General features: G+C 64.2%; 28 protein-coding genes and 1 riboswitch. Of the genes, 15 read left to right on the top strand and 13 right to left on the bottom strand.

What is annotated here, in order from left to right:
- Positions 1–41: 41 nt before the first annotated feature.
- Positions 42–1,223, bottom strand: coding sequence for a formate-dependent phosphoribosylglycinamide formyltransferase (gene purT, locus B0E48_RS14445; RefSeq protein WP_077518904.1), 1,182 nt, complete (start codon positions 1,221–1,223; stop codon positions 42–44).
- Positions 1,224–1,383: 160 nt separating this feature from the next.
- Between purT and B0E48_RS14440 the strand changes: the two genes are divergently transcribed.
- The 4 genes from B0E48_RS14440 (at position 1,384) to B0E48_RS14425 (ending at position 3,163) form a co-directional block, all read left to right on the top strand.
- On the top strand, positions 1,384–2,253 hold the full coding sequence (locus tag B0E48_RS14440; RefSeq protein ID WP_077518844.1) for an SPFH domain-containing protein: 870 nt from the start codon (positions 1,384–1,386) through the stop codon (positions 2,251–2,253).
- A gap of 88 nt (positions 2,254–2,341) precedes the next feature.
- Positions 2,342–2,533 (top strand): Arc family DNA binding domain-containing protein, encoded by a 192-nt coding sequence (locus tag B0E48_RS14435; RefSeq protein WP_077518843.1) that lies wholly within the window; start codon positions 2,342–2,344, stop codon positions 2,531–2,533.
- 20 nt (positions 2,534–2,553) lie between these two features.
- Positions 2,554–2,748, top strand: a complete 195-nt coding sequence (locus tag B0E48_RS14430; protein WP_077518842.1) for a DUF4177 domain-containing protein — start codon at positions 2,554–2,556, stop codon at positions 2,746–2,748.
- 25 nt (positions 2,749–2,773) lie between these two features.
- Positions 2,774–3,163, top strand: coding sequence for a DUF3887 domain-containing protein (locus B0E48_RS14425; protein ID WP_168170369.1), 390 nt, complete (start codon positions 2,774–2,776; stop codon positions 3,161–3,163).
- Between the two features lie 27 nt (positions 3,164–3,190).
- On the opposite strand, the gene B0E48_RS14420 is transcribed toward B0E48_RS14425, so the two are convergent.
- Both B0E48_RS14420 and B0E48_RS14415 read right to left on the bottom strand, forming a co-directional pair.
- Positions 3,191–3,553, bottom strand: coding sequence for a hypothetical protein (locus B0E48_RS14420; RefSeq protein ID WP_077518840.1), 363 nt, complete (start codon positions 3,551–3,553; stop codon positions 3,191–3,193).
- Between the two features lie 51 nt (positions 3,554–3,604).
- A complete protein-coding gene (locus tag B0E48_RS14415) occupies positions 3,605–3,982 on the bottom strand; it encodes a DUF423 domain-containing protein (protein ID WP_077518903.1) in 378 nt (125 codons plus the stop codon).
- Between the two features lie 82 nt (positions 3,983–4,064).
- Between B0E48_RS14415 and B0E48_RS14410 the strand changes: the two genes are divergently transcribed.
- Complete coding sequence (locus B0E48_RS14410) at positions 4,065–4,682, top strand: SCO family protein (RefSeq protein WP_077518839.1); 618 nt, start codon at positions 4,065–4,067, stop codon at positions 4,680–4,682.
- A complete protein-coding gene (locus B0E48_RS14405) occupies positions 4,679–5,131 on the top strand; it encodes a copper chaperone PCu(A)C (protein WP_077518838.1) in 453 nt (150 codons plus the stop codon). The genes B0E48_RS14410 and B0E48_RS14405 overlap by 4 nt, the downstream gene beginning before the upstream one ends.
- 18 nt (positions 5,132–5,149) lie before the next feature.
- On the opposite strand, the gene B0E48_RS14400 is transcribed toward B0E48_RS14405, so the two are convergent.
- The 7 genes from B0E48_RS14400 to B0E48_RS14370 form a co-directional block, all read right to left on the bottom strand.
- Complete coding sequence (locus B0E48_RS14400; protein ID WP_077518837.1) at positions 5,150–6,028, bottom strand: cytochrome c oxidase assembly protein; 879 nt, start codon at positions 6,026–6,028, stop codon at positions 5,150–5,152.
- 116 nt (positions 6,029–6,144) lie between these two features.
- Positions 6,145–8,064, bottom strand: coding sequence for a Gldg family protein (locus B0E48_RS14395; RefSeq protein WP_077518836.1), 1,920 nt, complete (start codon positions 8,062–8,064; stop codon positions 6,145–6,147).
- 3 nt (positions 8,065–8,067) lie between these two features.
- On the bottom strand, positions 8,068–8,802 hold the full coding sequence (locus B0E48_RS14390) for an ABC transporter permease subunit (protein ID WP_077518835.1): 735 nt from the start codon (positions 8,800–8,802) through the stop codon (positions 8,068–8,070).
- Positions 8,799–9,755: an ABC transporter ATP-binding protein gene (locus B0E48_RS14385; protein ID WP_077518902.1), complete on the bottom strand. Its 957-nt coding sequence runs from the start codon at positions 9,753–9,755 to the stop codon at positions 8,799–8,801. The genes B0E48_RS14390 and B0E48_RS14385 overlap by 4 nt, the downstream gene beginning before the upstream one ends.
- Before the next feature lie 180 nt (positions 9,756–9,935).
- On the bottom strand, positions 9,936–11,306 hold the full coding sequence (locus tag B0E48_RS14380) for a polyketide cyclase (protein ID WP_077518834.1): 1,371 nt from the start codon (positions 11,304–11,306) through the stop codon (positions 9,936–9,938).
- A 274-nt stretch (positions 11,307–11,580) separates the two neighbouring features.
- Positions 11,581–12,222 carry a response regulator transcription factor gene (locus B0E48_RS14375; RefSeq protein WP_077518833.1) on the bottom strand — a complete coding sequence of 214 codons (642 nt, stop codon included), beginning with the start codon at positions 12,220–12,222 and terminating at the stop codon, positions 11,581–11,583.
- Between the two features lie 91 nt (positions 12,223–12,313).
- The gene (locus B0E48_RS14370) at positions 12,314–13,537 is read right to left on the bottom strand and encodes a sensor histidine kinase (RefSeq protein WP_077518901.1); all 1,224 of its coding nucleotides are present in this window, start codon (positions 13,535–13,537) and stop codon (positions 12,314–12,316) included.
- A 221-nt stretch (positions 13,538–13,758) separates the two neighbouring features.
- Between B0E48_RS14370 and B0E48_RS14365 the strand changes: the two genes are divergently transcribed.
- The 5 genes from B0E48_RS14365 (at position 13,759) to B0E48_RS14345 (ending at position 16,874) form a co-directional block, all read left to right on the top strand.
- A complete protein-coding gene (locus tag B0E48_RS14365; RefSeq protein ID WP_077518832.1) occupies positions 13,759–14,379 on the top strand; it encodes a GNAT family N-acetyltransferase in 621 nt (206 codons plus the stop codon).
- Positions 14,376–15,149: a septum site-determining protein MinC gene (gene minC / locus B0E48_RS14360; RefSeq protein ID WP_077518831.1), complete on the top strand. Its 774-nt coding sequence runs from the start codon at positions 14,376–14,378 to the stop codon at positions 15,147–15,149. Before B0E48_RS14365 ends, minC begins: the two co-directional genes overlap by 4 nt.
- A gap of 37 nt (positions 15,150–15,186) precedes the next feature.
- Positions 15,187–16,002 (top strand): septum site-determining protein MinD, encoded by an 816-nt coding sequence (gene minD / locus B0E48_RS14355; RefSeq protein WP_072761835.1) that lies wholly within the window; start codon positions 15,187–15,189, stop codon positions 16,000–16,002.
- Positions 16,003–16,007: 5 nt separating this feature from the next.
- On the top strand, positions 16,008–16,280 hold the full coding sequence (gene minE / locus B0E48_RS14350; protein ID WP_077518830.1) for a cell division topological specificity factor MinE: 273 nt from the start codon (positions 16,008–16,010) through the stop codon (positions 16,278–16,280).
- A 96-nt stretch (positions 16,281–16,376) separates the two neighbouring features.
- Positions 16,377–16,874: a hypothetical protein gene (locus B0E48_RS14345; RefSeq protein WP_077518829.1), complete on the top strand. Its 498-nt coding sequence runs from the start codon at positions 16,377–16,379 to the stop codon at positions 16,872–16,874.
- Between the two features lie 32 nt (positions 16,875–16,906).
- Here the strand turns inward: B0E48_RS14345 and chaB are convergent, their stop codons facing one another.
- Positions 16,907–17,134 carry a putative cation transport regulator ChaB gene (gene chaB, locus B0E48_RS14340; protein WP_077518828.1) on the bottom strand — a complete coding sequence of 76 codons (228 nt, stop codon included), beginning with the start codon at positions 17,132–17,134 and terminating at the stop codon, positions 16,907–16,909.
- A gap of 106 nt (positions 17,135–17,240) precedes the next feature.
- A complete protein-coding gene (locus B0E48_RS14335; protein WP_174566745.1) occupies positions 17,241–17,852 on the bottom strand; it encodes a DNA-3-methyladenine glycosylase in 612 nt (203 codons plus the stop codon).
- 254 nt (positions 17,853–18,106) lie between these two features.
- Here B0E48_RS14335 and B0E48_RS14330 point away from each other — a divergent pair, with 254 nt between their 5' ends.
- On the top strand, positions 18,107–19,258 hold the full coding sequence (locus B0E48_RS14330; protein WP_077518827.1) for a DUF2235 domain-containing protein: 1,152 nt from the start codon (positions 18,107–18,109) through the stop codon (positions 19,256–19,258).
- 34 nt (positions 19,259–19,292) lie between these two features.
- Here the strand turns inward: B0E48_RS14330 and B0E48_RS14325 are convergent, their stop codons facing one another.
- Entirely contained in the window at positions 19,293–20,561 is a 1,269-nt protein-coding gene (locus B0E48_RS14325; RefSeq protein WP_077518826.1) for a multidrug effflux MFS transporter, read from the bottom strand.
- A 94-nt stretch (positions 20,562–20,655) separates the two neighbouring features.
- A riboswitch (Fluoride riboswitch) is annotated at positions 20,656–20,758 on the top strand.
- Positions 20,759–20,826: 68 nt separating this feature from the next.
- Between B0E48_RS14325 and crcB the strand changes: the two genes are divergently transcribed.
- From crcB to cfa, 3 genes are read left to right on the top strand one after another with little or no spacing between them, the layout of a single operon-like run.
- Positions 20,827–21,213 carry a fluoride efflux transporter CrcB gene (gene crcB, locus B0E48_RS14320; protein ID WP_077518825.1) on the top strand — a complete coding sequence of 129 codons (387 nt, stop codon included), beginning with the start codon at positions 20,827–20,829 and terminating at the stop codon, positions 21,211–21,213.
- A 13-nt stretch (positions 21,214–21,226) separates the two neighbouring features.
- A complete protein-coding gene (locus B0E48_RS14315) occupies positions 21,227–21,565 on the top strand; it encodes a DUF190 domain-containing protein (RefSeq protein WP_077518824.1) in 339 nt (112 codons plus the stop codon).
- 33 nt (positions 21,566–21,598) lie between these two features.
- Complete coding sequence (gene cfa, locus B0E48_RS14310; protein ID WP_077518823.1) at positions 21,599–22,717, top strand: cyclopropane fatty acyl phospholipid synthase; 1,119 nt, start codon at positions 21,599–21,601, stop codon at positions 22,715–22,717.
- The last annotated feature ends 65 nt before the right edge of the window (positions 22,718–22,782 follow it).

Raw genomic sequence — 22,782 nt, 5'->3', positions numbered from 1 at the left:
ATCTGCTGCCGTATCGATCAAGCGTAGCGCATCACCCACGCTTACAACTCGATACGCAAATGCCCCGCCGCACGCACCGCCTTGCCCACCGCCGCCTCCAGCGACTCGGCGCGCGCCAGCGTCACCGCCATGCGCCGGCGACCACTAACGGTCGGTTTGCCGAAGATGCGCAGCTGCGTATCCGGCTCGGTCAGCGCCGCGCCGACACCGTGGTAGCGTGGTGCGGCGCCATCACCTTCGACCAGCACCGCGCATGAGGCCGACGGACCGTATTGATGGATCACTGGAATCGGCAGGCCGAGGATCGCACGCGCATGCAGCGCGAACTCGGACAGTTCCTGCGAGATCAGCGTAACCAGGCCGGTATCGTGCGGGCGCGGACTGACCTCGGAGAAGATCACCGCATCGCCCTTGATGAAGAACTCCACGCCGAACACACCCCAGCCGCCGAGCGCGCCGGTCACCGCGGTGGCCTGCCGCTGCGCTTCGGCCAGCGCCACTTCACTCATCGGTTGTGGTTGCCACGATTCGCGGTAATCGCCCTCTTCCTGACGATGACCGATCGGCGCGCAGAAGCTGACGCCATTCGTATGTCGCACGGTGAGCATGGTGATCTCGTAATCGAAATCGACGAAGCCTTCGACGATCACTCGGCCCTTGCCGGCACGGCCGCCAGACTGCGCGTAATCCCACGCATGCTGTAATTCATCTGCGCCACGCACCACGCTTTGACCCTTGCCGGATGAACTCATCACCGGCTTGATCACGAACGGATAACCGATTGCGGCCGCCGCTTCGCGATACTGCGCTTCGCTATCGCAGAAGCGGTACGGCGAGGTCGGCAGTTTCAGTTCCTCCGCGGCGAGTCGACGGATGCCTTCGCGGTCCATCGTCAGCCACGCCGCGCGGGCAGTCGGGATCACCCGCTGTCCTTCCTTCTCCAGCTCGATCAGGGTCGGTGTGTGGATCGCCTCGATCTCGGGCACCACCAGGTCGGGCTTTTCTAGTTCGATCACCGCACGCAACGCCTGGCCATCAAGCATGTCGATCACGTGGCTGCGGTGGGCGATCTGCATCGCCGGCGCGTTGGCGTAGCGATCCACCGCGATCACCTCGACCGCGTAACGCTGCAGTTCGATCGCCACCTCCTTGCCCAGCTCGCCGGCACCGAGCAGCAGGACACGCAGGGCGTGATTGGAATGTGGCGTACCAAACGGCTTCATCGGGTTCTCCGGCGCAGGCAAAGCGGCATTGTATGCGGCCCTGATGCCGATCAGGCCGCCCAAGCCAGGTTGTCCGTTGCCTGCCAGGCAGTTCCAGATCGGTACTTGTATCTGATATCTATTTGATATCTACTTTGTCTATCTCAGTGGAGACAACACCATGAACGAACGCAATGGCTTTTCCGTCGCAGGCATCCCCGTCATCGGTCTATGCGTCGTGCTGGCCGGCATTGGCGTCGCGCTGCTGTTCACGGCCGACTCGGGTGCGCCCGCAGGACATGTGATTGGCGCCGTCGCCTCGATGTTCATCGAGGCCTTCATGCTCAAGGGCTTCTTCCAGGTCGCTCCGAATGAGGGCCAGGTGCTGCAGCTGTTCGGCAAGTACGCCGGCACCGTGCGTGATGCGGGCCTGCGCTGGACCAATCCGTTCTATACCAAGCAGCGCCTGTCGCTGCGTGTGCGCAACTTCGAGAGCAGCAAGCTGAAGGTCAACGACAGCGACGGCAACCCGATCGAGATCGCCGCCGTGGTGGTATGGCAGGTGGTGGATACCGCCGAGGCGGTGTTCTGCGTGGACGACTACGAGAACTATGTGCACATCCAGAGCGAATCGGCGCTACGGCAGATGGCGCAGAGCTATCCGTACGATTCGCATGATGACAGCATCCCGTCGCTGCGCAGCCACGGCGACGTGATCAATACGCATCTGCGCGACGAGATCCAGACCCGTCTCGGCAAGGCCGGCGTACAAGTGGTCGAAGCGCGCATCAGCCATCTCGCCTACGCCCAGGAAATCGCCCAGGCGATGCTGCAGCGACAGCAGGCCGGCGCCATCATCGCGGCGCGCACCCGGATCGTCGAAGGCGCCGTGAGCATGGTCGAGATGGCGCTGGACCAACTCAGCAAGCGTGGCGTGGTACAGCTCGACGAAGAGCGCAAGGCGGCGATGGTCAGCAACCTGCTGGTGGTGTTGTGCGGCGAGCGCGGCACCCAGCCGGTGGTGAACACCGGCACCTTGTACAGCGGCTGAGGAGCACCGCATGACCACCGTTCTCATCATCACCGCGATTGCCGTCATCGCCAGTGCCGCCCGGCATCGCCGGCAGCACTGAGCACGCATGGCCGCCGAGAAAAAAGCCTACCCACTGCGCATCAGCGCTGCCGTACTCGATGCGATGCAGCGCTGGTCCGACGACGAGCTGCGCAGCGTCAACGCACAGATCGAGTACGTGCTGCGCGAGGCACTGCGCAAGAACGGCCGATTGAAACCCGACAAGGCCGCACCGTCGGCCGATGACGACAACCACTGAAGGTATCCAGGGAGCATGCGATGACTGCCACATGGGAATACAAGGTCGTGACGCTGAAGCACGGCGGCGGTGGCCTCAAGTTCATCGTGACGCCAACCGACGACGAGGCCATCGCTGAACTCAACCGCGAGGGCGCGCTTGGCTGGGAACTGGTCAATGCCCTCTGCGTCGGCCCGGGACAACCGACCGTGCTGTACTTCAAGCGCCCGCGCTGAGCAGCTTCCTCCAAGGAAAAGCACCATGATGAAACTTGCCTATGCTGCCTGCCTCGCACTCGGCCTCACTGTCGGCGTGACACACGCCGCCGGCACCGACTGCCAGGCCACCTCCACCCGATTGCTCGACCATCTGGACAAGGGCGACTACGCCGGTGCCGCTGCCGACTTCGATGACACTATGAAAGCCGACCTCGGTGCCGATCGACTAGCCAGGATATGGCCGGCCCTATCGCAACAGTTCGGCGCACGTGGTGCGCGCGAACAGCCCCAGCTCAGCCAGAGGGACGGCCGCACCCTGGTGATCACCCCACTGCACTACGGCCAGCGTCTGATCAATGCGCGGGTGTCCTGTGATTCCGACGGCAGGATCGGCGGTTTCTACATCAAGCCGCAGCAATCAGCGACGCCATGACACCGACGAGCCTCTGACCGCGATATCTCAATGAACGTTGGCGGCGACGGTCTGCAGTTGCGGCAACTTGAGCTCATTCCGCGTACCGTCATCGTCGATCACAAACAGGCGGCCATCGCGCTGCGCCAGTACCGCGACGTCGCCCACTGCGCTCGGACCGAGTCGTTGCAGCGGTCGCCCATCGGTGGCGTCGTAGACGGTCAGCTGGTTGGCCTGATCATCGGCGACCAGCAGCCAGTCGTGATTGGCGTCATGCCAGCGCATCAATGAACCGGAACCCGGCGGCGGCCGCACCAGACCGAAGCCGTTCAGCACGATCAGCAGCAACCCCGCCAACATGCCAGTGGCGAGCAACCATGGATGGGTGCGCAGGATCGTGGCGAGGTTCATGCCCGCATCTTGATGCGGCGGCATGACAGGCGAATGACGTAGGTACCGGCTTCAATCTTCGCGCGTGCGCAACGACAGGCCCAGCGCGATCCAGCCGCTGATGAAGGCCACGCCGCCGAACGGGGTGATGATGCCGGTCCAGCGGGGTGCGCCGAGCGCCAGCGCATACAGGCTGCCGCTGAACAGCACGATGCCGAACGCGAAGGCCGTCACCGCGACACGCCCGCTGCGGCCACGCCCCAGCCCCACGGCGAGGGTCAGCGCCAGTGCGTGCCAGACGTGATAGTTCACCGCGGTACGCCACAGCTCACTGTGGTGCTCGTCGAGTACACCACGCAGGGCGTGCACGCCAAACGCACCCAGCAACACCGCGCTGGCGCCGGCAACTCCGATCAGCAAGCCGGCGCGGGTACTGACAGGTTGTCGCAGCATGCGTGAATTCTCTGGCAGCCGAGCCCGGTACCGCAGCCGCTGTCGTATGCTTGATCGGTTGAAGACTCCGGATTCTCGCATGAAGCCCCGCCATCTACCGCGTGTCGCCCTGCTCTTGCTGCTGCTCGCCATCGGCCTGCTGCTGGGCGGTTGCCAGCGTAGCGAGCCGCTGCCGCTGCGCTTGACCAATGTTACCGGTCACATGCCGGATCTGGATTTCAAGCTCACCGACGATCATGGCAAGGCGGTCACCGGCGCCGACTATCGCGGCAAGGTGGTGCTGCTGTATTTCGGTTATACCCATTGCCCGGACGTCTGTCCGTTGACCCTGGCGCACCTGCACGTGGTGATGCAGCGACTGGGGCCGCTGGCCGATGGCGCACGCATCCTGTTCGTCAGCGTCGACCCGAGCCGCGACACGCCGGCGGTGATGCATGCCTACGTCAATGCGTTCGACCCGCGTGCGGTCGGCCTCACCGGCGATGCGCACGCGATCGAGGCGTTGAGCAAGCGCTACCGCTCCGCGTTCACCCGCGAGCCGGGCAACACCGATGGCAGCTACGAAGTCAGCCACAGCTCGGCGATCTATCTGTTCGACCGCGATGGCCACGCACGCGTGCTGGCCACCCCGTCCGCCGCGCAGGATGACATCGTCCACGACCTGCACCTGCTGCTCAGCAGCGGAGCCACGCCATGAAGCCGTGCCGCTTGTCGTTCCTGCTCGCCGGCCTGTTGCTGGCCGGCGGCGTCCACGCCACGGCCGCCGATCATGTGCACGCCAGTCACGCCTGGATCCGCGTACTGCCCGGCGACCTGCCGGCCGGCGCCTACGTCACGCTGCAGAACGACGGCGACCAGCCAGTCGCGTTGAGCGGTGCCAGCAGCACGGTATACGCCGAGGTGATGCTGCATCACAGTTCCAGCGAAGGCGGCATGAGTCGGATGACGATGGTCGATGCGCTGCCAGTGCCGGCCCACGGCACGGCGCTGCTGGCACCGGCCGGTTATCACCTGATGCTGATGAAGGCATCCGCACTGGTGAAGCCGGGCGACACGGTCAAGCTGACGCTCGAGTTCACCGATGGCAGCACCTTGGCCACTGATTTCATCGCCCGTCCGGCCAATGCCGTGGACGAGAATCACTGAAAGCACGCAAGCTTTACTTCATTCCACAGACGGGGTGGTCGTCGCGGACGAGCGCACCGTCGGTTGACGCAATGGGCGACGCGGCAAGCGTCCATTGCGCGACAGCCGCAACCACTGGCGTAGCGCCAGCAGCCCGCCGATCGACTCGATCAGGGCCGCCGGCACCCAGGTGATCACGCCGCCGATCAGCTGCCCGGTCAGCACGTTGAAGGTGAACGCGCGACCGCAGATCTCGAAGATCGGATAGAGATCCGTCTTGGAAAACGTGACGATGGCGCCGGCAAGGATCTGCGGCGTCATGGTGACTGCCGGCGACAGCACGCGCAGGCCGGCGGTCATCCGTCCCGGCGGATGCGGCCGGTGATCGAGCACCAGCGACCAGTAGGCGAACCCGCTGATCAGCATCGTCCAGTTCATGAAGCGATAGATCCGCCAGTCCAGCATCGCCAGCGTCTGCAGTGACGGGATCAGCCAGATCAGCACGAACACCACGAACAGCAGCGTCGCCACCAACGGGTTCAGGATCACCGCGCTGAGCAGTCGCCACGGCCATGAGCGCTGCAGTGGCCGCAGCACGCGCACACGCCACGCCAGCGGCAGGCCCGCGCGCAATACCGTAGCCGGATAGGTGGCCACGATCAGCAGCGGAGTCAGGTGATGTAGCAGCACCTGCTGGATGCGGTGCATGAAGAACTCATGCTCGGCGTAGTAGTCCAGATAGGTCTGCAGCGACAGGTAGATGATCGCCATGCCGATCCAGAACGCCAGCTGGCGGCCGAAGCTCACCGACAGGCGGCGACTGCCGCGCAGGTACAGCACGCAGGTCGACAGGAAGATCGCGAGAAACACCCACGAGAACTCCCACGGCACCACCCATTTCAACAGGGTTGCCATCACGTCAGTGCACCAGCGCCACGATTCAATCCGAAATCCTTCTGCGACCGGTCAGCATAGTGCCGCGCACGCCGCCTGCGTTGCGGCAGATTGCCGCTCGGCGTGTAACGCGCCAGCCATCACTGCGTGCGCTGACGGCTGTGCCGGCTGCGCCGCCAGCCGTAGAGCAGGCCGAGCAACACCACCAGTGCCGGCACCAGCACGATGTTGATGACCTTCACGCGCAGGCCAAGCGCGTCGATCTCGGCGTTGAGCTGGTGCTGCACGTCGCGCAGCTCCTTGTTGATCGCCAGCTGGCGCTGACGGAACTGTTCGATTTCCTGGCGCTGCTCGGCGGTGACGGTGCTGCCGTGATTGCCCCTGGACGACTGCAGCTCGTCGAGTCGGCGTCGGGTCTCGGCCAGTTCCAGCTCCAGCTCGTGTTCCTTCTGCAGGAATTTCTGGTCCGCCACGTTGCGCAGCGCATCCACCCGGGTGAACGGGCGCTGCGAGGTGGAACGGCCGCGTATCGACAGCAGCGCCGAGGAGCCGCTGAGGTTGTCGACCAGGTTGGTGACGAAATCGCCGTTGTTGGCAAACGCCTGCATCATCGTCTGGCCGAGCATGGTCTGCGGCTCCACCCACAGCCGGTCGCTGAGCAGATCGGTATCGGCGACCAGGATCACTTCGGCATTTGGCGCGGAATGGGCCAGGAATCCGGGCTGACCGGCACGCTCCGGAAACGCGCTGTTGAGCGTGCCGCGCAAGCGCGCCGCCAGCACATAGTGGGCGTTGTCCGGCTGGTAGCCCTGCAGCAGTGCGGCAGGATCGTTGCTCGCGTCCAGCACCCGCTGAACCGGTACCACCTCGGCCTCGGCGCTGCTCTGCAGCAGCGGAAGCAGTCGCGTATGCGCATCCGGAGCCAGATCGAAGTGGCCGATGCTGGACACATTGATGCGCTGCAGGCTGGCGGTGATCGCATCGTCGCGATTGAGCTCCTGCGCACCGAGACCGAGCATCGCCGGATGATTGAGGCTGCTGCCGGCCAGTTCGATCTGCAACGCGCGGGAGCGGTCCAGCACCACCTTGCCCGGGTCATACAACACACCCCATGCGGCGAACAAGCGCGGCAGGTTCGAGCTGTGGTCGGGAAAGGTCGCACTGTCGGCGCTGTACTGTGTGGTGTCGAGCTCCGCATCCGGATCGACGAATACCGCCAGATGGCCACCATGCAGCACGTACTGGTCGATCGCATACTGCGCATCGGGCGGCAGCTGCTTGGGATGGATCAGCAGCAGCACCTTGATACTGTCGTCGACGTGCTTCAGCGTGGCCGCGTCCAGCAGCTTCACGTCGAACAGCTGATCGAGCTGCTGCACGGCTGTCCACGCTGGCTGATCGAGCGCCGGATTGCCCGCGACCGGCAGCGAACTGATCACGCCGATCGGCGGCCTGCTGGTCTGGTTCAGTTCGTACAACAGTTTGGCGATGTCGAATTCGAGAAACGCCTCGCGCGCCGGGTCGAAGAATGGAATCGCCAGCGTCTTCTCCGGCGCACGATCCTCTGCCGCGTCGGTATCGGCCGTGACCGCCATGGCCCCGCCGGCCAGTCCGAAGAACACCCGTTCGCCGTTGCTGCCGCCATTGGCGGCGGTCAGGCCGCTACCTTGGGCGCTCGCTTCGTCATCGGAATACGGCACCGGGTCGATGACCTGCAAGCGGATGCGTCCATGTGAGCGCGCCACCATCTCCTGCAGCATCTCGCGCACGCGCTGCTCGTAACTGCGCAGTTGCGGCAGGTCGCGGGTCGCATGCTCGGAAAAATACAGAGTCAGTCGCAGCTGCCGCTGCAGCGTCCCGACGATCTGCAACGTGCCGGGCGTCAGCGTGTACAGCCGGTCGGTGGTGAGGTCGACCCGCGATGCATGCAACCAGCGGCTGCTGGCCACGATCAGCGGCACGAACACCAGTACCAACAACAGCAGTGCGGCATACAGCGCACTACGCCGGGTCAGCTTCAGCGGAGTGGTAAGCACAGGGGAAAGGCGTAGACGGAGCATGGGTCAGCGCGTCCGTTTCAGGTCGAGCAGCAGCACGCCGGCGAGCAGCCAGCCGATCGTGCTGAGCAGGAAATACAGCAGATCGCGCACGTCCAGCACGCCGCGCGAGATCGCCTCGAAATGTCGCAGCATGGACAGGTGTGCCACGCCATTGATCAGCTTGCGCGGCAGCGCGCCGGAGAAGAAATCCAGCACCTGCGGCTGCCCGGCCAGGAGCAGCAGCACGCACACCAGCGCGGTCAGGATGAACGCCACCACCTGGCTGCGGGTCAGCGCCGACAGGCAGGCGCCGATCGCGATGAAGGTGCCAGCCATCAACCAGCTGCCGAGATAGCCAGCCAGGATCACGCCGTTGTCCGGTGAACCCAGATAATTGACGGTAATCCAGATCGGAAAGGTCAGCACCAGCGCCAGCCCGATGAACAGCCATGCCGCCAGGAACTTGCCCAGCATCGCCTGCCACAGCGTCACCGGCAGGGTCAGCAGCAACTCCAGCGTGCCGCCCTTGGTCTCCTCCGCCCACATCCGCATGGTGAGCGCCGGCACCAGGATCAGGTACAGCCATGGATGCATCACGAAGAACGGTTGCAGGTCGGCCTGCCCGCGCTCGTAGAAATCACCCGCATAGAACGTGAGGATGCCGGCCAGCACCAGAAAGATCACCAGAAACACATAGGCCACCGGGGTCACGAAATAGCTGCGCAATTCGCGCCGCATCACCGCACCCTGCGGACTCATGCGCTTTCCCCTGTGGCCATGCTGCGCTGGACGTCGGCATGGGTGGTGATCTGCCGGAATACCTCGTCGAGCCGGCCACGCTCCAGCTGGATCTCCGACACCTCCAGTCCCTGTTGGCGCAGCAGTTGCTCGACCGCATCGAGGATGCGCTCGCCCGGTTTCGGGAACACCGTGATGCGGCCGTCCAGCGGATCGACCTCGATCGCCGCCACCTGCGGCAGGCGACCCAGCATTTCCTGCGACATGCCACTGCCCGGCGCACTGAACGACACCGCGCCGTGGTAGCGCGAACGCTGCTCCAGCTCAGCCGGAGTGGCGTCGGCCTGCAGCTTGCCGCGGGCGATGATCACCACCCGGTTGCATAGCGCATGCACTTCTTCCAGCAGATGGGTGGAAATCAGGATCGTGCGCTCGCGCGCCATCATGTCGATCAACTGGCGCACCGCGTGCTTCTGGTTCGGATCGAGACCGTCGGTGGGCTCGTCCAGCATCAGCACCGGCGGATCGTGCAGGATCGCCTGGGCCAGCCCGACGCGCCGGCGCAGACCTTTCGACAAGGTGTCGATGCACAGTCCCAGTACTTCCTCCAGCTGCAGCCGGTGCACCACCTCGTCGAAGCGCCGGTAGCCGACATCCGGCTTGAGCCCGCGCATGCGCACGATGAACTGCAGGAATTCGCGCACGGTCAGCTCGCCGTAGCTCGGCGCACCTTCCGGCAGATAGCCCAGCGCACGCTTCGCCAGCAGCGGTTCGCGCATGACGTCGTAACCGCAGACCCGCGCCGTGCCCGAGGTGGGCACCAGGAACCCGGCGATCATGCGCATCGCGGTGGATTTACCGGCGCCGTTGGGGCCCAGCAGGCCAAGCACCTGGCCAGGCTCGACGCGCATGCTCAGCGCATCCACCGCGGTCAGGTTGCCATAGCATCGGGTGAGCTGGTCGGTTTCGATCATGTCCAGTGGAGAGCTGTGGCGAAACGCATCATCGAGCGCCGGCAGATCCGGCCGGCGATGGCACGGGGCGTCCGGCAATGTACCGCAAGACATCCTGGAAGTTCGGCTGTGGCCGCTGCCGACAAAGAAAAGGCCCTTCCTTGATGGAAGGGCCTTTCGATGTTGCCACCAGGCTTCAGCTTAGTGGGCGGCGCTGGCGGCCGCGGCCGGTGCTGCCGCCGTGCTGGCGGGAGCCGGTGCCGTGCTGGGGCTGGCTGGTGCATCGGTGTCCGGCGACGGCGGCTGGATACCCGCCTCCTGCTCCGGCGTCTGCGCCGGCGCGCTGGTGATCGGCAGGAGCACGTTGTACTTGGCATAGCGGGTGATGCTACCGCTGGCGTCCTTCTGCGCCGGCGTGACCACGATGTCATAGACCGGGCTGACCACCTCGTCGAAGGTGTAGCCGTGGGTCTGCGCATAGGCCTTGAGCATCTCGCGGGTCTGTGGCACACCGGCGAACGTACCGTTCCACACGCCCTTCAGCACCGCACCGCCGAACGCCAGCGTGCCACGCACATCGTTGTCCACCACCAGGCGGCCGAAACGATCGCGGCTGCCTGCCGCGAGCGGCGCGCTGCTGGCGGCACCGGCCGCGCTGCTGGCATCGGCCGGAGCGCCGGATGCGTCCAGCGCCGGCGCGGTCGCCGCGGTCAGCTGCACGCTCTGGCCGTTGACGGTCAGCGTGCTGGAGTCGATCGGCAAGCCCACGTCGAAGCCGAAGGTCTGGTCACCGTAGTTGGTGATGAACAGAACCGCTGTGCCGGTCACGTTCACGCCCAGTTTCTTGGCTGCCGCCTGCAGCTCGGCCGTGGCCTTGGTGACCTCGTCCTCGACGGCGTCCTGGCCGTCCTTGCGCTGGGTCGAGACGGACACCAGCAGCATCGGCGTCGGCTGAGTCTGCGCGATATACGGAATCAACTGGCTGTAGTCGACGTTGGCCACGCCGGCCAGCACGTTCTGCAGGTTGTTCAGGCTGAACTGGACGAACGAGTCGGGGTCGCCATGGATGTACATGCTGGAGAACCGGTTGACCAGATTCCAGCCATAGGCCACGTCATACGACCAGGTGACTTGGGTCAGCTGACCACGGCTGCCCTGACGCTCCAGGTCCAGCGTGAAATGCTTGTCCAGGCCGCGCCAGTCGTTGTCCAGGTTCCAGACGATGCTGGCATTCTTGGTATTGCTGTCGATCTTGTCGAAATCCGGCGTGGCGCTGGCGATGGTCAGGCCACCGTTGCCCACCTTGGCATCGGTGCTGGTCCAGCTGACTTCGGCGCCCGGGCCGAAGGACTTGCCGGAAAAGCTGAACTGCACATTGCGATCGTAATTGCGCAGCACGGAGTAGTCCGGCAGCCGACGGAAGTTGTCGAGTACGTCATAGACCTGGCGCATATCCTTGCCGATCACCAGCTGGCGTTCCACATGGCCACTGCCGGGCATGATCACGGCCGCCACGACACCGATCACCGCGACGATGACCAGGGCAACAAGAAATTCAAGGACACGCATCATTCCAGAGTTCTCCGAGCGTCTCTACGCCATACCTAAAGATGTCGCCCCAATCGCCATATGCGCCTGCCCGAACAGTCGTTCCGAGGCGATGACAGGGGGTCGGCAAACGCCGAAGCTAGGGATGTTACTTGCTCGCGGGCTGGAACGCTATCCGCCGCTGCAGGCGCATCTGGAAGGCCAAAAACGGGGTCCGCAGATGGCGCGCGTCAACGGCGCCGGCTGCCGATTTCATCGCAACGCAGCAAAAACGAAGCTTGCTGCTGCCCAACCTGCTTCAGACGATCCCCATCTCCAGCGCCTTCAGCACGGCACGGGTACGGTCGCGCACACCCAGCTTGGAAAGGATGTTGGAAACGTGGTTTTTCACGGTGCCTTCGGCCACCTTCAACGAGTTGGCGATTTCCTTGTTGCTGTAACCGCCGGAGAGCAGGCGCAGGATCTCGGTTTCACGCTCGGTCAGCGGATCGGGCTGCTCGAGGCTGGTGAAATGGTTCTGCATCCGCGACACCCCCGCCATCAGGCGCTGGGTGACCATCGGCGCCACCAGCGAGCCGCCAGCGGCAACCGTACGTACGGCTTCCACCAGCTGCTCCAGCGAGACGTCCTTCAGCAGATAGCCCCGCGCACCGGCCTTGAGACCCTGCAAGACCAGCTGATCGTCGTCGAACGTGGTGAGGATGATCGTCGGCGGCAGTTCATTGCGCGCAGACAGCGCCTGCAGCACTTCCAGCCCGCTCATGTTCGGCATGCGCAGGTCCAGCAACACCACATCGGGCTTGATCCGCGGAATGTCCTGCACCGCCTGTGCGCCATCGGCGCATTCGGCGATCACGCGGATGTCTTCGGCCAGATCCAGCAGCGAACGAACGCCCTGGCGCACCAGATTCTGGTCGTCGACGAGACAAACGGAGATCATCGCGCATCCTCGGAGTAACGTGATTCAGGCTGGCCCGCAAAACGGCCGACCAGCAAAGGCGCATTCTGGCACGCCGTGCGAACCACCAACATTACGACACATTCAACGCCGGCGGTTCAAACCGTGACGTCGCGTGCGCCAGCGCCGTGTGCTCACCCAGCGGCAACCGTACCGTCAGCGCAAACCCCTGGCTCATGCCGGTGTCCAGCGTCAGGCTGCCGCCGAACTCGGCCAGCCGTTCGCGCATGCCGGACAGGCCATTGCCCGGCTCGACCTGCTCGGCGCCACGGCCATCGTCGCGCGCATGCAGGCCCAGCAGGCTTTCTCCGGCATAGGCAAAATTCAGCCATAGATTGCGCGCGCCGGCATGCCTGGCGGTATTGGTGATGATCTCCTGTGCGCAGCGCAGCAGTACTTGCGCGCGCCGTGGATCCTCCACACTGAAACGCGGCGGCATGATCACGTGCACATTCAGCCCGGGGACGCCCTCGGTGAGGCTGCGCAAGGCTTGGGTCAGATCGATTGCGTCATCCTGGCGCAGCTCGCTGACCACTTCGCGCACGTCGGCCAGCAGCAGTTTGGCGGTGCTCTGCGCCTTGCGCACATGCGCACCGGCCGCCTCGTTGGTGAGATGGCTGGCCACCTCCAGGTTCAGGCTCAGCGCGGTCAAGTGATGACCAATCAGATCGTGCAGATCGCGTGCAATGCGCATGCGCTCGGCGATCCGGCTGGATTCGGCCAGCAATGCGCGGGTCGCGCGCAGTTCGGAATTCAGCCGACGTTGCACCTCGCGCTCCTCGACCTGCTGGCTGGCCACCAGCGAGGCGACGAAGCCCATCGCGGCGAAACCCATATAAATGCTGGCCTGCATCAACGCCAGCAGGATGCTGTAGTTCAGTTCGGGAAAGGTAGCAAATACCGCGGCCAAGGCCAGATTCCAGAGCACGAGCCACGCCACGCTGAGCCAGAACGGCACCAGCCAGGGCAGCACGACCGACGACACCACCATCAGGATCGCCGAGAGACCGCTGTGGCTGTACCAACCCACAGCCAACGAACACGCCGTCATCAGCGCCAAGCCAATCAGACGGGTGCCGAGATAACGCTTGGAACCGAGATTGCTGGTCAGCAGCAGGTACAGCACGCCGAATAGCAAGTAGGACAAGGTCCACAACAGCAGCGCGAAGTTTGGTCGATGCAACTGGTCGAGGCGTTCCACCGCCCAGGTGGTGATCAATGGGGTGCCTGAACACAGATAGGCGAAAAAACCCGTCAGGCGGAGCAGTCGGATGTGATTGAAGAATGGCCAGCGCATGCCGCGCATCATTGAGGGTGCGCAGTTTTCGCGCAATGCGCGAGAAGTCATGCACGGCCATGGCGCCAACCGGACTGCCGGCCGCTTTACAAAGCCTTTACATGTGCCCTTGATGTGTCCTTGCGAGATGTGTCGGCAACGGCCGCATGCCATAATGGCCCTATCTGCGAGGCCGATCCGTCGACCTTGGTTCCTCTATCCATTTCATTGCGGAGCAACGAATGGCCCTTGCCATCCGCGACGTGCGCGAGCACGACCTGGATGCCGTACTGGCGCTCAACAACGCTGCCGGTCGCTCCATCCTCGCCCTTGACGCTACCCAGTTGCGCTATTTCTACGAGCACGCTGAATATTTCCGCGTTGCCGAAATCGACGGTCACCTGGCCGGCTTTGTGATCGCGCTACGTGAAGGCGGCGAATACACCAGCCCGAACTACCGCTGGTTCGCCGGGCGTTACCCGCAATTCCTCTACATCGACCGCATCGTGATTGCGAACACTTACCGCCGTCATGGTCTGGGTCGGGTCTTTTATTGCGATGTGCACAGCTACGCCGAAGTGCGTGTGCCGCTGCTCACCTGCGAAGTGTTCCTGGAGCCGCGCGACGACGTGGTGGTGCTGTTCCACGGCACCTATGGCTTCCAGGAAGTCGGCCAGCAACGCATGGGCGAAACTGGCCCGCAGGTCAGCTTGCTCGCCCGCGATCTGCCCAGCTACGCCTATGTCCGCGATACCTGGCTCGAACACGGCGGCCTGCCGGATGTGCCCTGGCTGGCCGAACGCGAACACCCTTACCTGCATGACTCCACCCCGCGCCGCCTCGCCGGAGAGCGGCGCCCATGAATGCAAAGATGGATACAACCGACGCCTGTGACCTGCGCTTCGGTCAGGTTGGTATTGCCTGCGTGCGTGTACGCCGGGTTGATGCCGCTGCGCTGTGCGACGAACTGGAACGCCGTGTGCGCGCCGCGCCGCAGATGTTTTCCCGTGCTGCGGTGGTGCTGGACCTGAGCCATCTGCTCGACCTGCCCGATGACGGCGCCGTCGACGCGTTGCTCGAAGCCGTGCGCAGCGCCGGCATGCTGCCGGTGGGCCTGGCCTATGGCACCAGCGAAACCGAGGCGCTGGCCAAACGGATGGGGCTGCCGCTGATCGCGAAATTCCGCGCTGCCTATGAACCGGTCGGCGGCAACCCGGTCGCCGACGAACCAGCCAGACAAGCCGAACCGGCCGCTCCAGCGGTGCAACGCGAGCCGATCCTGTCCGCGCCGGCACCCGGCAGCTTGCAGGGCGCCCAGCACCACGCCAGCTCGGTGCGCTCGGGGCAGCAGGTCTATGCGCGCGAGCGCGACCTGATCGTCACCGGCGCGATCGCCAACGGTGCCGAGGTGATTGCCGACGGCAACATCCATATCTACGGCAGCCTGCGTGGTCGTGCCATGGCCGGCGCGCAGGGCGACGAGAAGGCGCGCATCTTCGTCTCCGACTTCCGCGCCGAACTGGTGGCGATCGCCGGTCATTATCGCGTGTTCGAACAAATTCCTGACGACCTCGAAGGCCAGTCCGTGCAATGCTGGCTCGAAGGCGAAAAACTGCTGATCGCCAAGCTGTGATCACCTACAACAAGAACAATCATGCGGAGATGGGCCATTGACTGCTGAGATTATCGTTGTCACTTCAGGCAAGGGCGGCGTCGGCAAGACGACGACCAGCGCCTCGCTCGCCACCGGCCTGGCGATGGCCGGCAAGAAAGTCGCCGTGATCGATTTCGATGTCGGCCTGCGCAATCTCGATCTGATCATGGGCTGCGAGCGCCGCGTGGTGTACGACTTCGTCAATGTCGTGCACGGCGAAGCCACGCTGAAACAGTCGCTGATCAAGGACAAGCGCCACGACAACCTGTACGTGCTGGCCGCCAGCCAGACCCGCGACAAGGACGCACTGACCCAGGAAGGCGTCGAGAAAGTGCTCGACGGGCTATCCGAGGACGGTTTCGATTACGTCGTGTGCGATTCGCCGGCCGGCATCGAGAAAGGTGCCCACCTGGCGATGTATTTCGCCGACCACGCGGTCGTGGTGGTCAATCCGGAAGTGTCCTCGGTGCGCGATTCCGATCGCATCCTCGGCCTGCTCGCCAGCAAGACGCGGCGTGCCGAGCGCGGCGAAGGCCCGGTCACCCAGCACCTGCTGCTGACCCGCTACAACCCAGCCCGTGTCGCCATCGGCGAAATGCTCAGCGTCAAGGACGTCGAGGAAATCCTCGGCATCGAGGTGGTCGGCGTGATCCCCGAATCGGAAAACGTGCTGACCGCCTCCAACAACGGCATCCCGGTGATCGTCGATGCCAATTCACATGCCGGTCAGGCCTACAGCGACACCGTGGCCCGCATCCTCGGCGAAGAGCGCCCGTTGCGCTTTATCGACGTGCCCAAGAAGGGCTTTCTCCAGCGCGTGTTCGGAGGTTGATCACGATGGGTATTCTTGATTTCCTGAAACGCAAGCCGGAAGCGACCGCCAACGTGGCCCGGGAACGCCTGCGCATCATCGTGGCGCAGGAACGCTCCACCCGCGGTGCGCCGGACTACCTGCCGATGATGCGTAATGAGCTGCTCGAAGTGATCAAGAAATACATCCACGTCGATCTCGATGCGATCAACATCAATTTCGAACGCGACAGTGGTCACGAGATCCTGGAACTCTCGGTGACGCTGCCGGACGGCAAGGCTGCCGCCAAGACCGCCTGAGTTCCGGCGGCCGTTGCCGCCAGCCAGTCCGCCGGGCGATCACGCATCGCCCGGCATCATCGCCCGCCCCTCGATCTGCGCTGTCCGCGCACGCGCATGCATCCCGAAACCGTCAACCGCCCTGAACCCATCGATCCCGCCAGCAGCGTGATGCGCCTGGGGCAGATCGGTTTTGACGCGCCCGCTGCCTTGCTCGCCCGCTACGACCTGCAACTGCGGCGAGTGGCGCATGGCGAGCCGATCCCCGGCAGCTACTGGGGTGACGAGGAGGCCGGCATCATTGGCAATACCGTCCACGCCCGCGATGACACGCCGGTGCATTCGCTTCTGCACGAGGCCTGCCACCTGATCGTATTGCCGCTGGAAAGACGTCCAGACGTCCATACCGATGCGACCGACTCGATCGAGGAAGAGGATGCCACCTGCTACCTGCAGATCGTGCTCGCCGACGAACTGCCCGGCGTAGGACGCGAGCGACTGATGGCCGACATGGATGCGTGGGGCTACTCGTTCCGGCTCGGTTCGGCCCGCGCCTGGTTCGAGCAGGATGCGAACGAGGCAAGGGAGTTTCTGAAGGCACGCGGCCTTATCTGAGCCGTCGCAGCAGGCAGTAGCGCTTCGCACTTTTACCTGGCGTGCCAGTCACCATCGTCGCCCTTGCTGTATTTCTTCTTTACTGCCGACCATGCCACCTTGTGCGCGACTTCCTCGCGCGATTCGCTGCCGCGCCGCTCGCTCTTGTCGCCGTATTCGTCCCACGCGCTGTTGAACGCCTTTTTGTAGATTTCCTGAGCATGTTTCGGCACATGATCACGCACGCTATCGGGCAGATCGCTGATGGCTTTGTATGGCATGGCAGAAGGCTCCGTTGCATGGATCATGCATGGCTCCACCGTGCGCCCTGTGCGATCAAGCCGCCGTCAACTTCATGTTGCCGTGGCGGGAACAGCACGCCCCCGTTCAGCGACGCGATACGTGCTGATCGCCCGGCACATACCAGCGCCAAGGCTGGTCGATCGCACGCGTGATACCCACGCGCGTCGTCACCACGGGGACGGCAGGTGGCGGCGTGCCGTCGTCGATGATGTTGAAACCGGCGGCGCTCTCGACCAGGTCAATACCGTCCTGCGCACCGTCGATGCCCATCGCCTGACACAACCGCGCGGGGCCGCGGCACAGGTCGCGGTCGCTGCGACAGGCCGGTCGCGCAGCGCGCATCGCATCGAGGCCGCTGAGTGGTGCCAGCGCCCGCAACAGCACCGCAACACCCTCACCGGCTTCACCGCATACCGGGTTGCAGCACCAGTGCATGCCATAAGTGAAATACACGTAGAGCAGGCCCGGACCACCGAACATCGTCGCATTGCGCGCCGTCCGGCCACGCCAGGAATGTGCAGCGGGATCCAGTGCCCCGTTGTACGCCTCGGTCTCCACAATACGCCCGCTGCGACCGTCCGCATTGACCAGGATCTTGTTCAGCAAAGCCACAGCGACCTCGCACGGATCGCGCCGATAGAACGCACGATCGAGCGTGGCGCGCTGGTCAGCCATGTGCCAACGACCGCTGCGCATCCGCACTCTTTGACAGCAACAGAACCGTCAGGCGATCACGCATGTTCCCGAATGTCCGCACCGCTTGATCTGCGTCTGCTTGTCATCTGTCATTAGCCCACGGCCGATAGGGAAACCCGCAGACTACGCCGCTTGCGTTGCCTGCGCAGCCTGCCAACCAGGTCACAGCACCCACCGGCGCGACACTGGCCTGGCGCAGCGCCTCGGCCTAGAGTTTCATCAGGCAATCGGGACGCATCGCGCTGGAGGGCACCATGGCCACCCGCAGGCTTGTGCTGTTGTTCGACGGCACCTGGAACAAGCCGGAGTCGAACACCAACGTGGAGCACCTGCGTCGGTTGATCGCGACGCGTGATGCTGCCGGCGTCGAGCAACTCGTCAACTACATCCCCGGGGTCGGCGTGGCGTCGGGTTGGGTACACCTGCTCGGTGGTGCGTTCGGCTATGGCCTGTCGGGCAATGTGCTGAGGGGCTACCGCCGATTGTGCGAAACATGGCAGTCGGGCGACGATGTCTATCTGTTCGGATTCAGCCGCGGAGCCTATACCGCACGCAGTCTCGCCGGGCTGATCCGCAAGTGCGGCCTGCTCAAGACGAGCGCCGATGGCAGGATTGCCAAGAGCGCCATTTCCGTTGCGTACGACTTCTACCGCGACACCACGATCCAGCCCGATGATCCTGCGGCGGTGGATTTCCGTACACATCACTCCGTCGAAATCGACATCCATTTCATCGGCGTCTGGGATACGGTCGGCTCGCTCGGCATCCCGGATACCGCCTCGTGGTTCCCGTACGCCCGCTCGCGCTATCAGTTCCACGACACCGAGCTCAGCAAGATCGTCAAATACGCGTATCAGGCGCTGGCGCTGGACGAACATCGCGCCGACTTTGCGCCGGCTGTTTGGACGCGCAACCCATACAGCGTGAAACCCGGCGAGACCCTGACCACGAAAAAGATCGAGCAGATCGATATCGAGCAACGCTGGTTCATCGGTGCGCATGCCGATGTCGGTGGCGGCAACGACCGCGATGGTGCGGGGCGCAAACCGGATCCGCTGCCTGAGCTGCCACTGGCATGGCTGCAGCAGAAGGCGATCGCCGCAGGTCTCGCCTGCGATGAAATCCTCGTCCCGGAAATCGACGCCAATGCCGGCATGCCGCGCAACTCCTACGCGGAGTTCATGTATGGCCTGTACAAGGAATTCAAGCCGCCGTTCGACCGCACGCTGGGCAATGGCATCAACGAAAAGGTGGACGATTCCGTATGGCAGCGCTGGATGACGGATGCCAGCTACCGGTCGCCTTCGCTGGCGCAGGCACTGGCGCGCGCGGTGGTGCTGATGTCGTTCGAAAACGTGGCCGCACCGACACCGGTCACCGGTGCCCGGCCACCGACACCTTCGTAAGTCCTGCGATTGCCATGTGCCTCGCCAAACCGCCTCAGCGTGGCTCGGCGATTTCAGCTTGCAGCGCCGTGACCGTATCGGCGCCTGTCCGCACACGCTGCAGCGCGCGTGCAGCGACAACGCTGTACCACCACCATGCCAGCGTGCCGATCACGGTCAGCGTCGACGCACCCAGCGCAAGTTGCAGCATGCTGACCGACAGCAGTGGCGACAGCACGCCGGCTACGAAGCTGCACAACAGCAGACTGGCGAATGCCTGAACCGAGGAAATGCCGCCGCGCTGGTGCGGAAAACGATCCAGCAGCAACAGCGTCAAGGTGGGGAAAGCCAGCTGCACGCCGACGCCGTGCAGGATCAGCGGCAGCATCGACCACGGCAGCCGCGGCGCCGGGAATACCAGCGCCAGCAACAGATGCAGCGCACAGGCCAGCAACATCACAGCATAACCCAGGTTCACCGTGAAGCCTGCGCTGCGCCGCTCGGCCATCCGCCCGGACAGCCACGCGCCACCGATCAGGCCGATCACCACCGGCAGGAACAGCCACGGGAAACCGGATGCCGGCAGATGCAGCAGCTCGCGCACGATGCGCGGCGCCGAGGCGATGTACAGGAACAGGCCGGCAAAGTTGACCGAGCTGGAAATCAGCAACGGCCAGAACGGGCGATCACGGCCGAACGAAAGATAGCTGGCCAGCAGCGGCCGCGGCGCAAACGACGTACGCCGTGCCGGCGGATGGCTTTCTGTCAGCAGCAGAGCGAGCGCCAGCGCTAGCAGTGTGGTGAATCCGGCCAGCACCCAGAAGATGCCGTGCCAGCCACCCAGCGGCAGCAGCAACGCGCCGACCATCGGCGCGATCACCGGCGCCACCCCGAAAATCATCATCACCTGCGACATCAGTCGCTGCGCGGCAGCGCCCTCGAGCGTGTCGCGGATCACCGCACGCCCCACCACCAGGCCCGCGCCAGCACACACGCCCTGCAGACCGCGGCAGGCCAGCAGCATCGCGAACGAGGTCGACATCGCAGCACCCACCGAAGCGAGTGCATATACCAGCATGCCGGTGACCATGACCGGCTTGCGCCCGATCGCATCGGAGATCGCTCCATGGAACAGGCTCATCGCCGCATAGGTGACCAGGTACACACTGAGCAGCTGCTGTAGCGCGGTGTCGTCAACTGCAAAGCGAGCGCCGATCAGCGGAAACGACGGGAATACCGCGTCGATCGAGAACGGTCCGATCATCGACAGCGCCGCCAGCAACCAGGGCAGGGTGCGTTGTACGGTGCGAGGAGCTGGGTTCATGCGGAAGATGGGCACATCGACGGGGTTTGGCAGTATAGAGCCGCCAATGCGATCCACCTTGGCTTGACGAGCAGGTGCCCGGATCGACTAGGATGACCACTCGGGAGATGGCATGCCTCCCGTTTCGCGGAAGCTTTCGGCATCCCGGAACAAACCACCTCTCGCCCGGCGTTGAGGTTGATGATGCCTGCACCACCGGCTTCCGGCGGCGCAGGCGTGCCTGCCCCGTGGCAACCGGACACTTTCAACGTCAGGAGGCGCGCACGTGGGCTTGAACGGATTTGTAGCGGTGGGTATCGGCGGCGCCCTTGGGTGCTGGCTGCGCTGGGGCCTGGGCATCCTGCTCAACCCATTGTTCCCCACCCTGCCGCTGGGCACGCTGGCAGCCAACCTCGGCGGCGGCCTGCTGATGGGCTGCGTGATGGGGTTGTTCGATCATTTCCAGACCCTGTCGCCGGAGTTGCGGCTGTTCGTGTTCACCGGCTTCCTCGGCGGCCTGACCACGTTCTCCACGTTCTCGGCCGAATCCACCACTTTGCTGCTGCGTCAGCAATATCTGTGGTTCAGCGGCCATGTGGCGGCACATCTGGTCGGTTCGCTGGCGATGACCGTACTCGGCATCACCCTCACCCGCAGCCTGCTGCGTCATTGATCCGGAGTCGCCCATGAATCAGGAAACCGTGCAACAGGGCGTGCATCTGACCTTCTATTGCCATCTGCGCGCGAAGCATGACGGCATGCTGCTGTCCGAATGGCTGCTGGAAAAGGCCAAGGAACACGGCCTCGGCGGCGGCTCGGTATTCCGTGCTATCGCCGGCTTCGGTCGGCACGGTGTGCTGCACGAGGAACAGTTCTTCGAGCTGTCCGACGACCTGCCGGTCAAGATCGAATTCCTGCTGCGCGAGGATCAGGCCGATCTGCTGCTGCAACTGGTACGCGTGGCCGACGTCGACGCGACGTATGCACGCTGGCCAGCAAGCTTTGCCGTGCTGAGCAAGCACTGACATTCACCGGCTTCATCCACTGCGAGGCAAGGCATGGGCCAGGACGATCTGAAGAATCGCGCCAGCGAACTGCTCGAGCAGGCCGGCATCCATATCGACGGCGATGCGCCGATCGACCTGCGCGTGCATGACGAACGCGTGTATGCCCGCGTGTTCGCGCACGGCTCGCTGGGCCTGGGCGAGGCCTATATGGATGGCTGGTGGGATGCCGACGACCTGCCAGGTCTATGCACGCGGCTGCTCACCGCCGGGCTGGACCAGGAATTGAAAACCATCGACACCCTGCTCGCCCATCTGAAGGCGCGCTTCATCAACTTGCAGCGCGGCGAGCGTGCGTTCGAGATCGGCAAGGTGCACTACGACCTCGGCAACGACCTGTTCCACGCCATGCTCGGCAAGCGGATGGTGTATTCCTGCGGCTACTGGGCGAAGGCCGACAACCTCGACGATGCGCAGGCGGCCAAGCTCGACTTGGTCTGCCGCAAGTTGCAGCTGCAGACCGGCCAGCGTGTGCTCGACATCGGCTGCGGCTGGGGCGAGGCGCTGAAGTATGCCGCCGAACGCTATGGCATCGAGGGCGTCGGCATCACCGTGTCGCAGGAGCAGGCCGACTATGCGCGCGAACTTTGCGCCGGGCTGCCGATCGAAATCCGCCTGCAGGACTACCACGACATCAACGAGCGTTTCGACGCGGTGTATTCGATCGGGATGTTCGAGCACGTCGGCGGCAAGAACTACCGCGCCTATTTCGAATGCGTGCGCCGTTGCCTGAAAGACGACGGCCTGTCGCTGCTGCACTGCATCGGTAGCAACAGCGCACCGGCACAAACCGACCCATGGATCGAGAAGTACATCTTTCCGAACTCGATGATTCCCGCCGCCAGCCAGGTGACCGTCGCGCTGGAAGATCTGTTCGTGGTCGAGGACTGGCACAACTTCGGCACCGACTACGACCGCACCCTGACCGCCTGGCAGGCGAACATCGAGGCCGCGTGGCCCGCACTGGCGGCGCATTACGACGAACGCTTCCGGCGCATGTGGCGCTACTACTTGGCGGTTTCCGCCGCAGTGTTCCGCAGCCGCCGCGACCAGCTGTGGCAGCTCACGCTGAGCCCGTACGGCGTGCCTGGCGGCTATCGGGTGGCGCGCTGAGTCCATCGACTGCGCACCTGCTTCGTGCCACCGTTGCCAATGCCGCTCTCACCGCAAGGAAGACC

The organism is Rhodanobacter sp. C03 (genome assembly GCF_002001175.1).
Classification (GTDB): domain Bacteria; phylum Pseudomonadota; class Gammaproteobacteria; order Xanthomonadales; family Rhodanobacteraceae; genus Rhodanobacter.
The sequence above is the reverse complement of the archived record's forward strand: the minus strand, read 5'-3'. Positions and strand labels throughout refer to the sequence as shown.

What these genes read in the sequence shown, in the direction of transcription:
- purT (WP_077518904.1), bottom strand. Translation starts at nt 1,223, where the DNA reads ATGAAGCCGTTTGGTACGCCACATTCCAATCACGCCCTGCGTGTCCTG.
- B0E48_RS14440 (WP_077518844.1), top strand. Translation starts at nt 1,384, where the DNA reads ATGAACGAACGCAATGGCTTTTCCGTCGCAGGCATCCCCGTCATCGGT.
- B0E48_RS14435 (WP_077518843.1), top strand. Translation starts at nt 2,342, where the DNA reads ATGGCCGCCGAGAAAAAAGCCTACCCACTGCGCATCAGCGCTGCCGTA.
- B0E48_RS14430 (WP_077518842.1), top strand. Translation starts at nt 2,554, where the DNA reads ATGACTGCCACATGGGAATACAAGGTCGTGACGCTGAAGCACGGCGGC.
- B0E48_RS14425 (WP_168170369.1), top strand. Translation starts at nt 2,774, where the DNA reads ATGATGAAACTTGCCTATGCTGCCTGCCTCGCACTCGGCCTCACTGTC.
- B0E48_RS14420 (WP_077518840.1), bottom strand. Translation starts at nt 3,553, where the DNA reads ATGAACCTCGCCACGATCCTGCGCACCCATCCATGGTTGCTCGCCACT.
- B0E48_RS14410 (WP_077518839.1), top strand. Translation starts at nt 4,065, where the DNA reads ATGAAGCCCCGCCATCTACCGCGTGTCGCCCTGCTCTTGCTGCTGCTC.
- B0E48_RS14405 (WP_077518838.1), top strand. Translation starts at nt 4,679, where the DNA reads ATGAAGCCGTGCCGCTTGTCGTTCCTGCTCGCCGGCCTGTTGCTGGCC.
- B0E48_RS14395 (WP_077518836.1), bottom strand. Translation starts at nt 8,064, where the DNA reads ATGCTCCGTCTACGCCTTTCCCCTGTGCTTACCACTCCGCTGAAGCTG.
- B0E48_RS14390 (WP_077518835.1), bottom strand. Translation starts at nt 8,802, where the DNA reads ATGAGTCCGCAGGGTGCGGTGATGCGGCGCGAATTGCGCAGCTATTTC.
- B0E48_RS14385 (WP_077518902.1), bottom strand. Translation starts at nt 9,755, where the DNA reads ATGATCGAAACCGACCAGCTCACCCGATGCTATGGCAACCTGACCGCG.
- B0E48_RS14380 (WP_077518834.1), bottom strand. Translation starts at nt 11,306, where the DNA reads ATGATGCGTGTCCTTGAATTTCTTGTTGCCCTGGTCATCGTCGCGGTG.
- B0E48_RS14375 (WP_077518833.1), bottom strand. Translation starts at nt 12,222, where the DNA reads ATGATCTCCGTTTGTCTCGTCGACGACCAGAATCTGGTGCGCCAGGGC.
- B0E48_RS14370 (WP_077518901.1), bottom strand. Translation starts at nt 13,537, where the DNA reads ATGCGCTGGCCATTCTTCAATCACATCCGACTGCTCCGCCTGACGGGT.
- B0E48_RS14365 (WP_077518832.1), top strand. Translation starts at nt 13,759, where the DNA reads ATGGCCCTTGCCATCCGCGACGTGCGCGAGCACGACCTGGATGCCGTA.
- minC (WP_077518831.1), top strand. Translation starts at nt 14,376, where the DNA reads ATGAATGCAAAGATGGATACAACCGACGCCTGTGACCTGCGCTTCGGT.
- minE (WP_077518830.1), top strand. Translation starts at nt 16,008, where the DNA reads ATGGGTATTCTTGATTTCCTGAAACGCAAGCCGGAAGCGACCGCCAAC.
- B0E48_RS14345 (WP_077518829.1), top strand. Translation starts at nt 16,377, where the DNA reads ATGCATCCCGAAACCGTCAACCGCCCTGAACCCATCGATCCCGCCAGC.
- chaB (WP_077518828.1), bottom strand. Translation starts at nt 17,134, where the DNA reads ATGCCATACAAAGCCATCAGCGATCTGCCCGATAGCGTGCGTGATCAT.
- B0E48_RS14335 (WP_174566745.1), bottom strand. Translation starts at nt 17,852, where the DNA reads ATGCGCAGCGGTCGTTGGCACATGGCTGACCAGCGCGCCACGCTCGAT.
- B0E48_RS14330 (WP_077518827.1), top strand. Translation starts at nt 18,107, where the DNA reads ATGGCCACCCGCAGGCTTGTGCTGTTGTTCGACGGCACCTGGAACAAG.
- B0E48_RS14325 (WP_077518826.1), bottom strand. Translation starts at nt 20,561, where the DNA reads ATGAACCCAGCTCCTCGCACCGTACAACGCACCCTGCCCTGGTTGCTG.
- B0E48_RS14315 (WP_077518824.1), top strand. Translation starts at nt 21,227, where the DNA reads ATGAATCAGGAAACCGTGCAACAGGGCGTGCATCTGACCTTCTATTGC.
- cfa (WP_077518823.1), top strand. Translation starts at nt 21,599, where the DNA reads ATGGGCCAGGACGATCTGAAGAATCGCGCCAGCGAACTGCTCGAGCAG.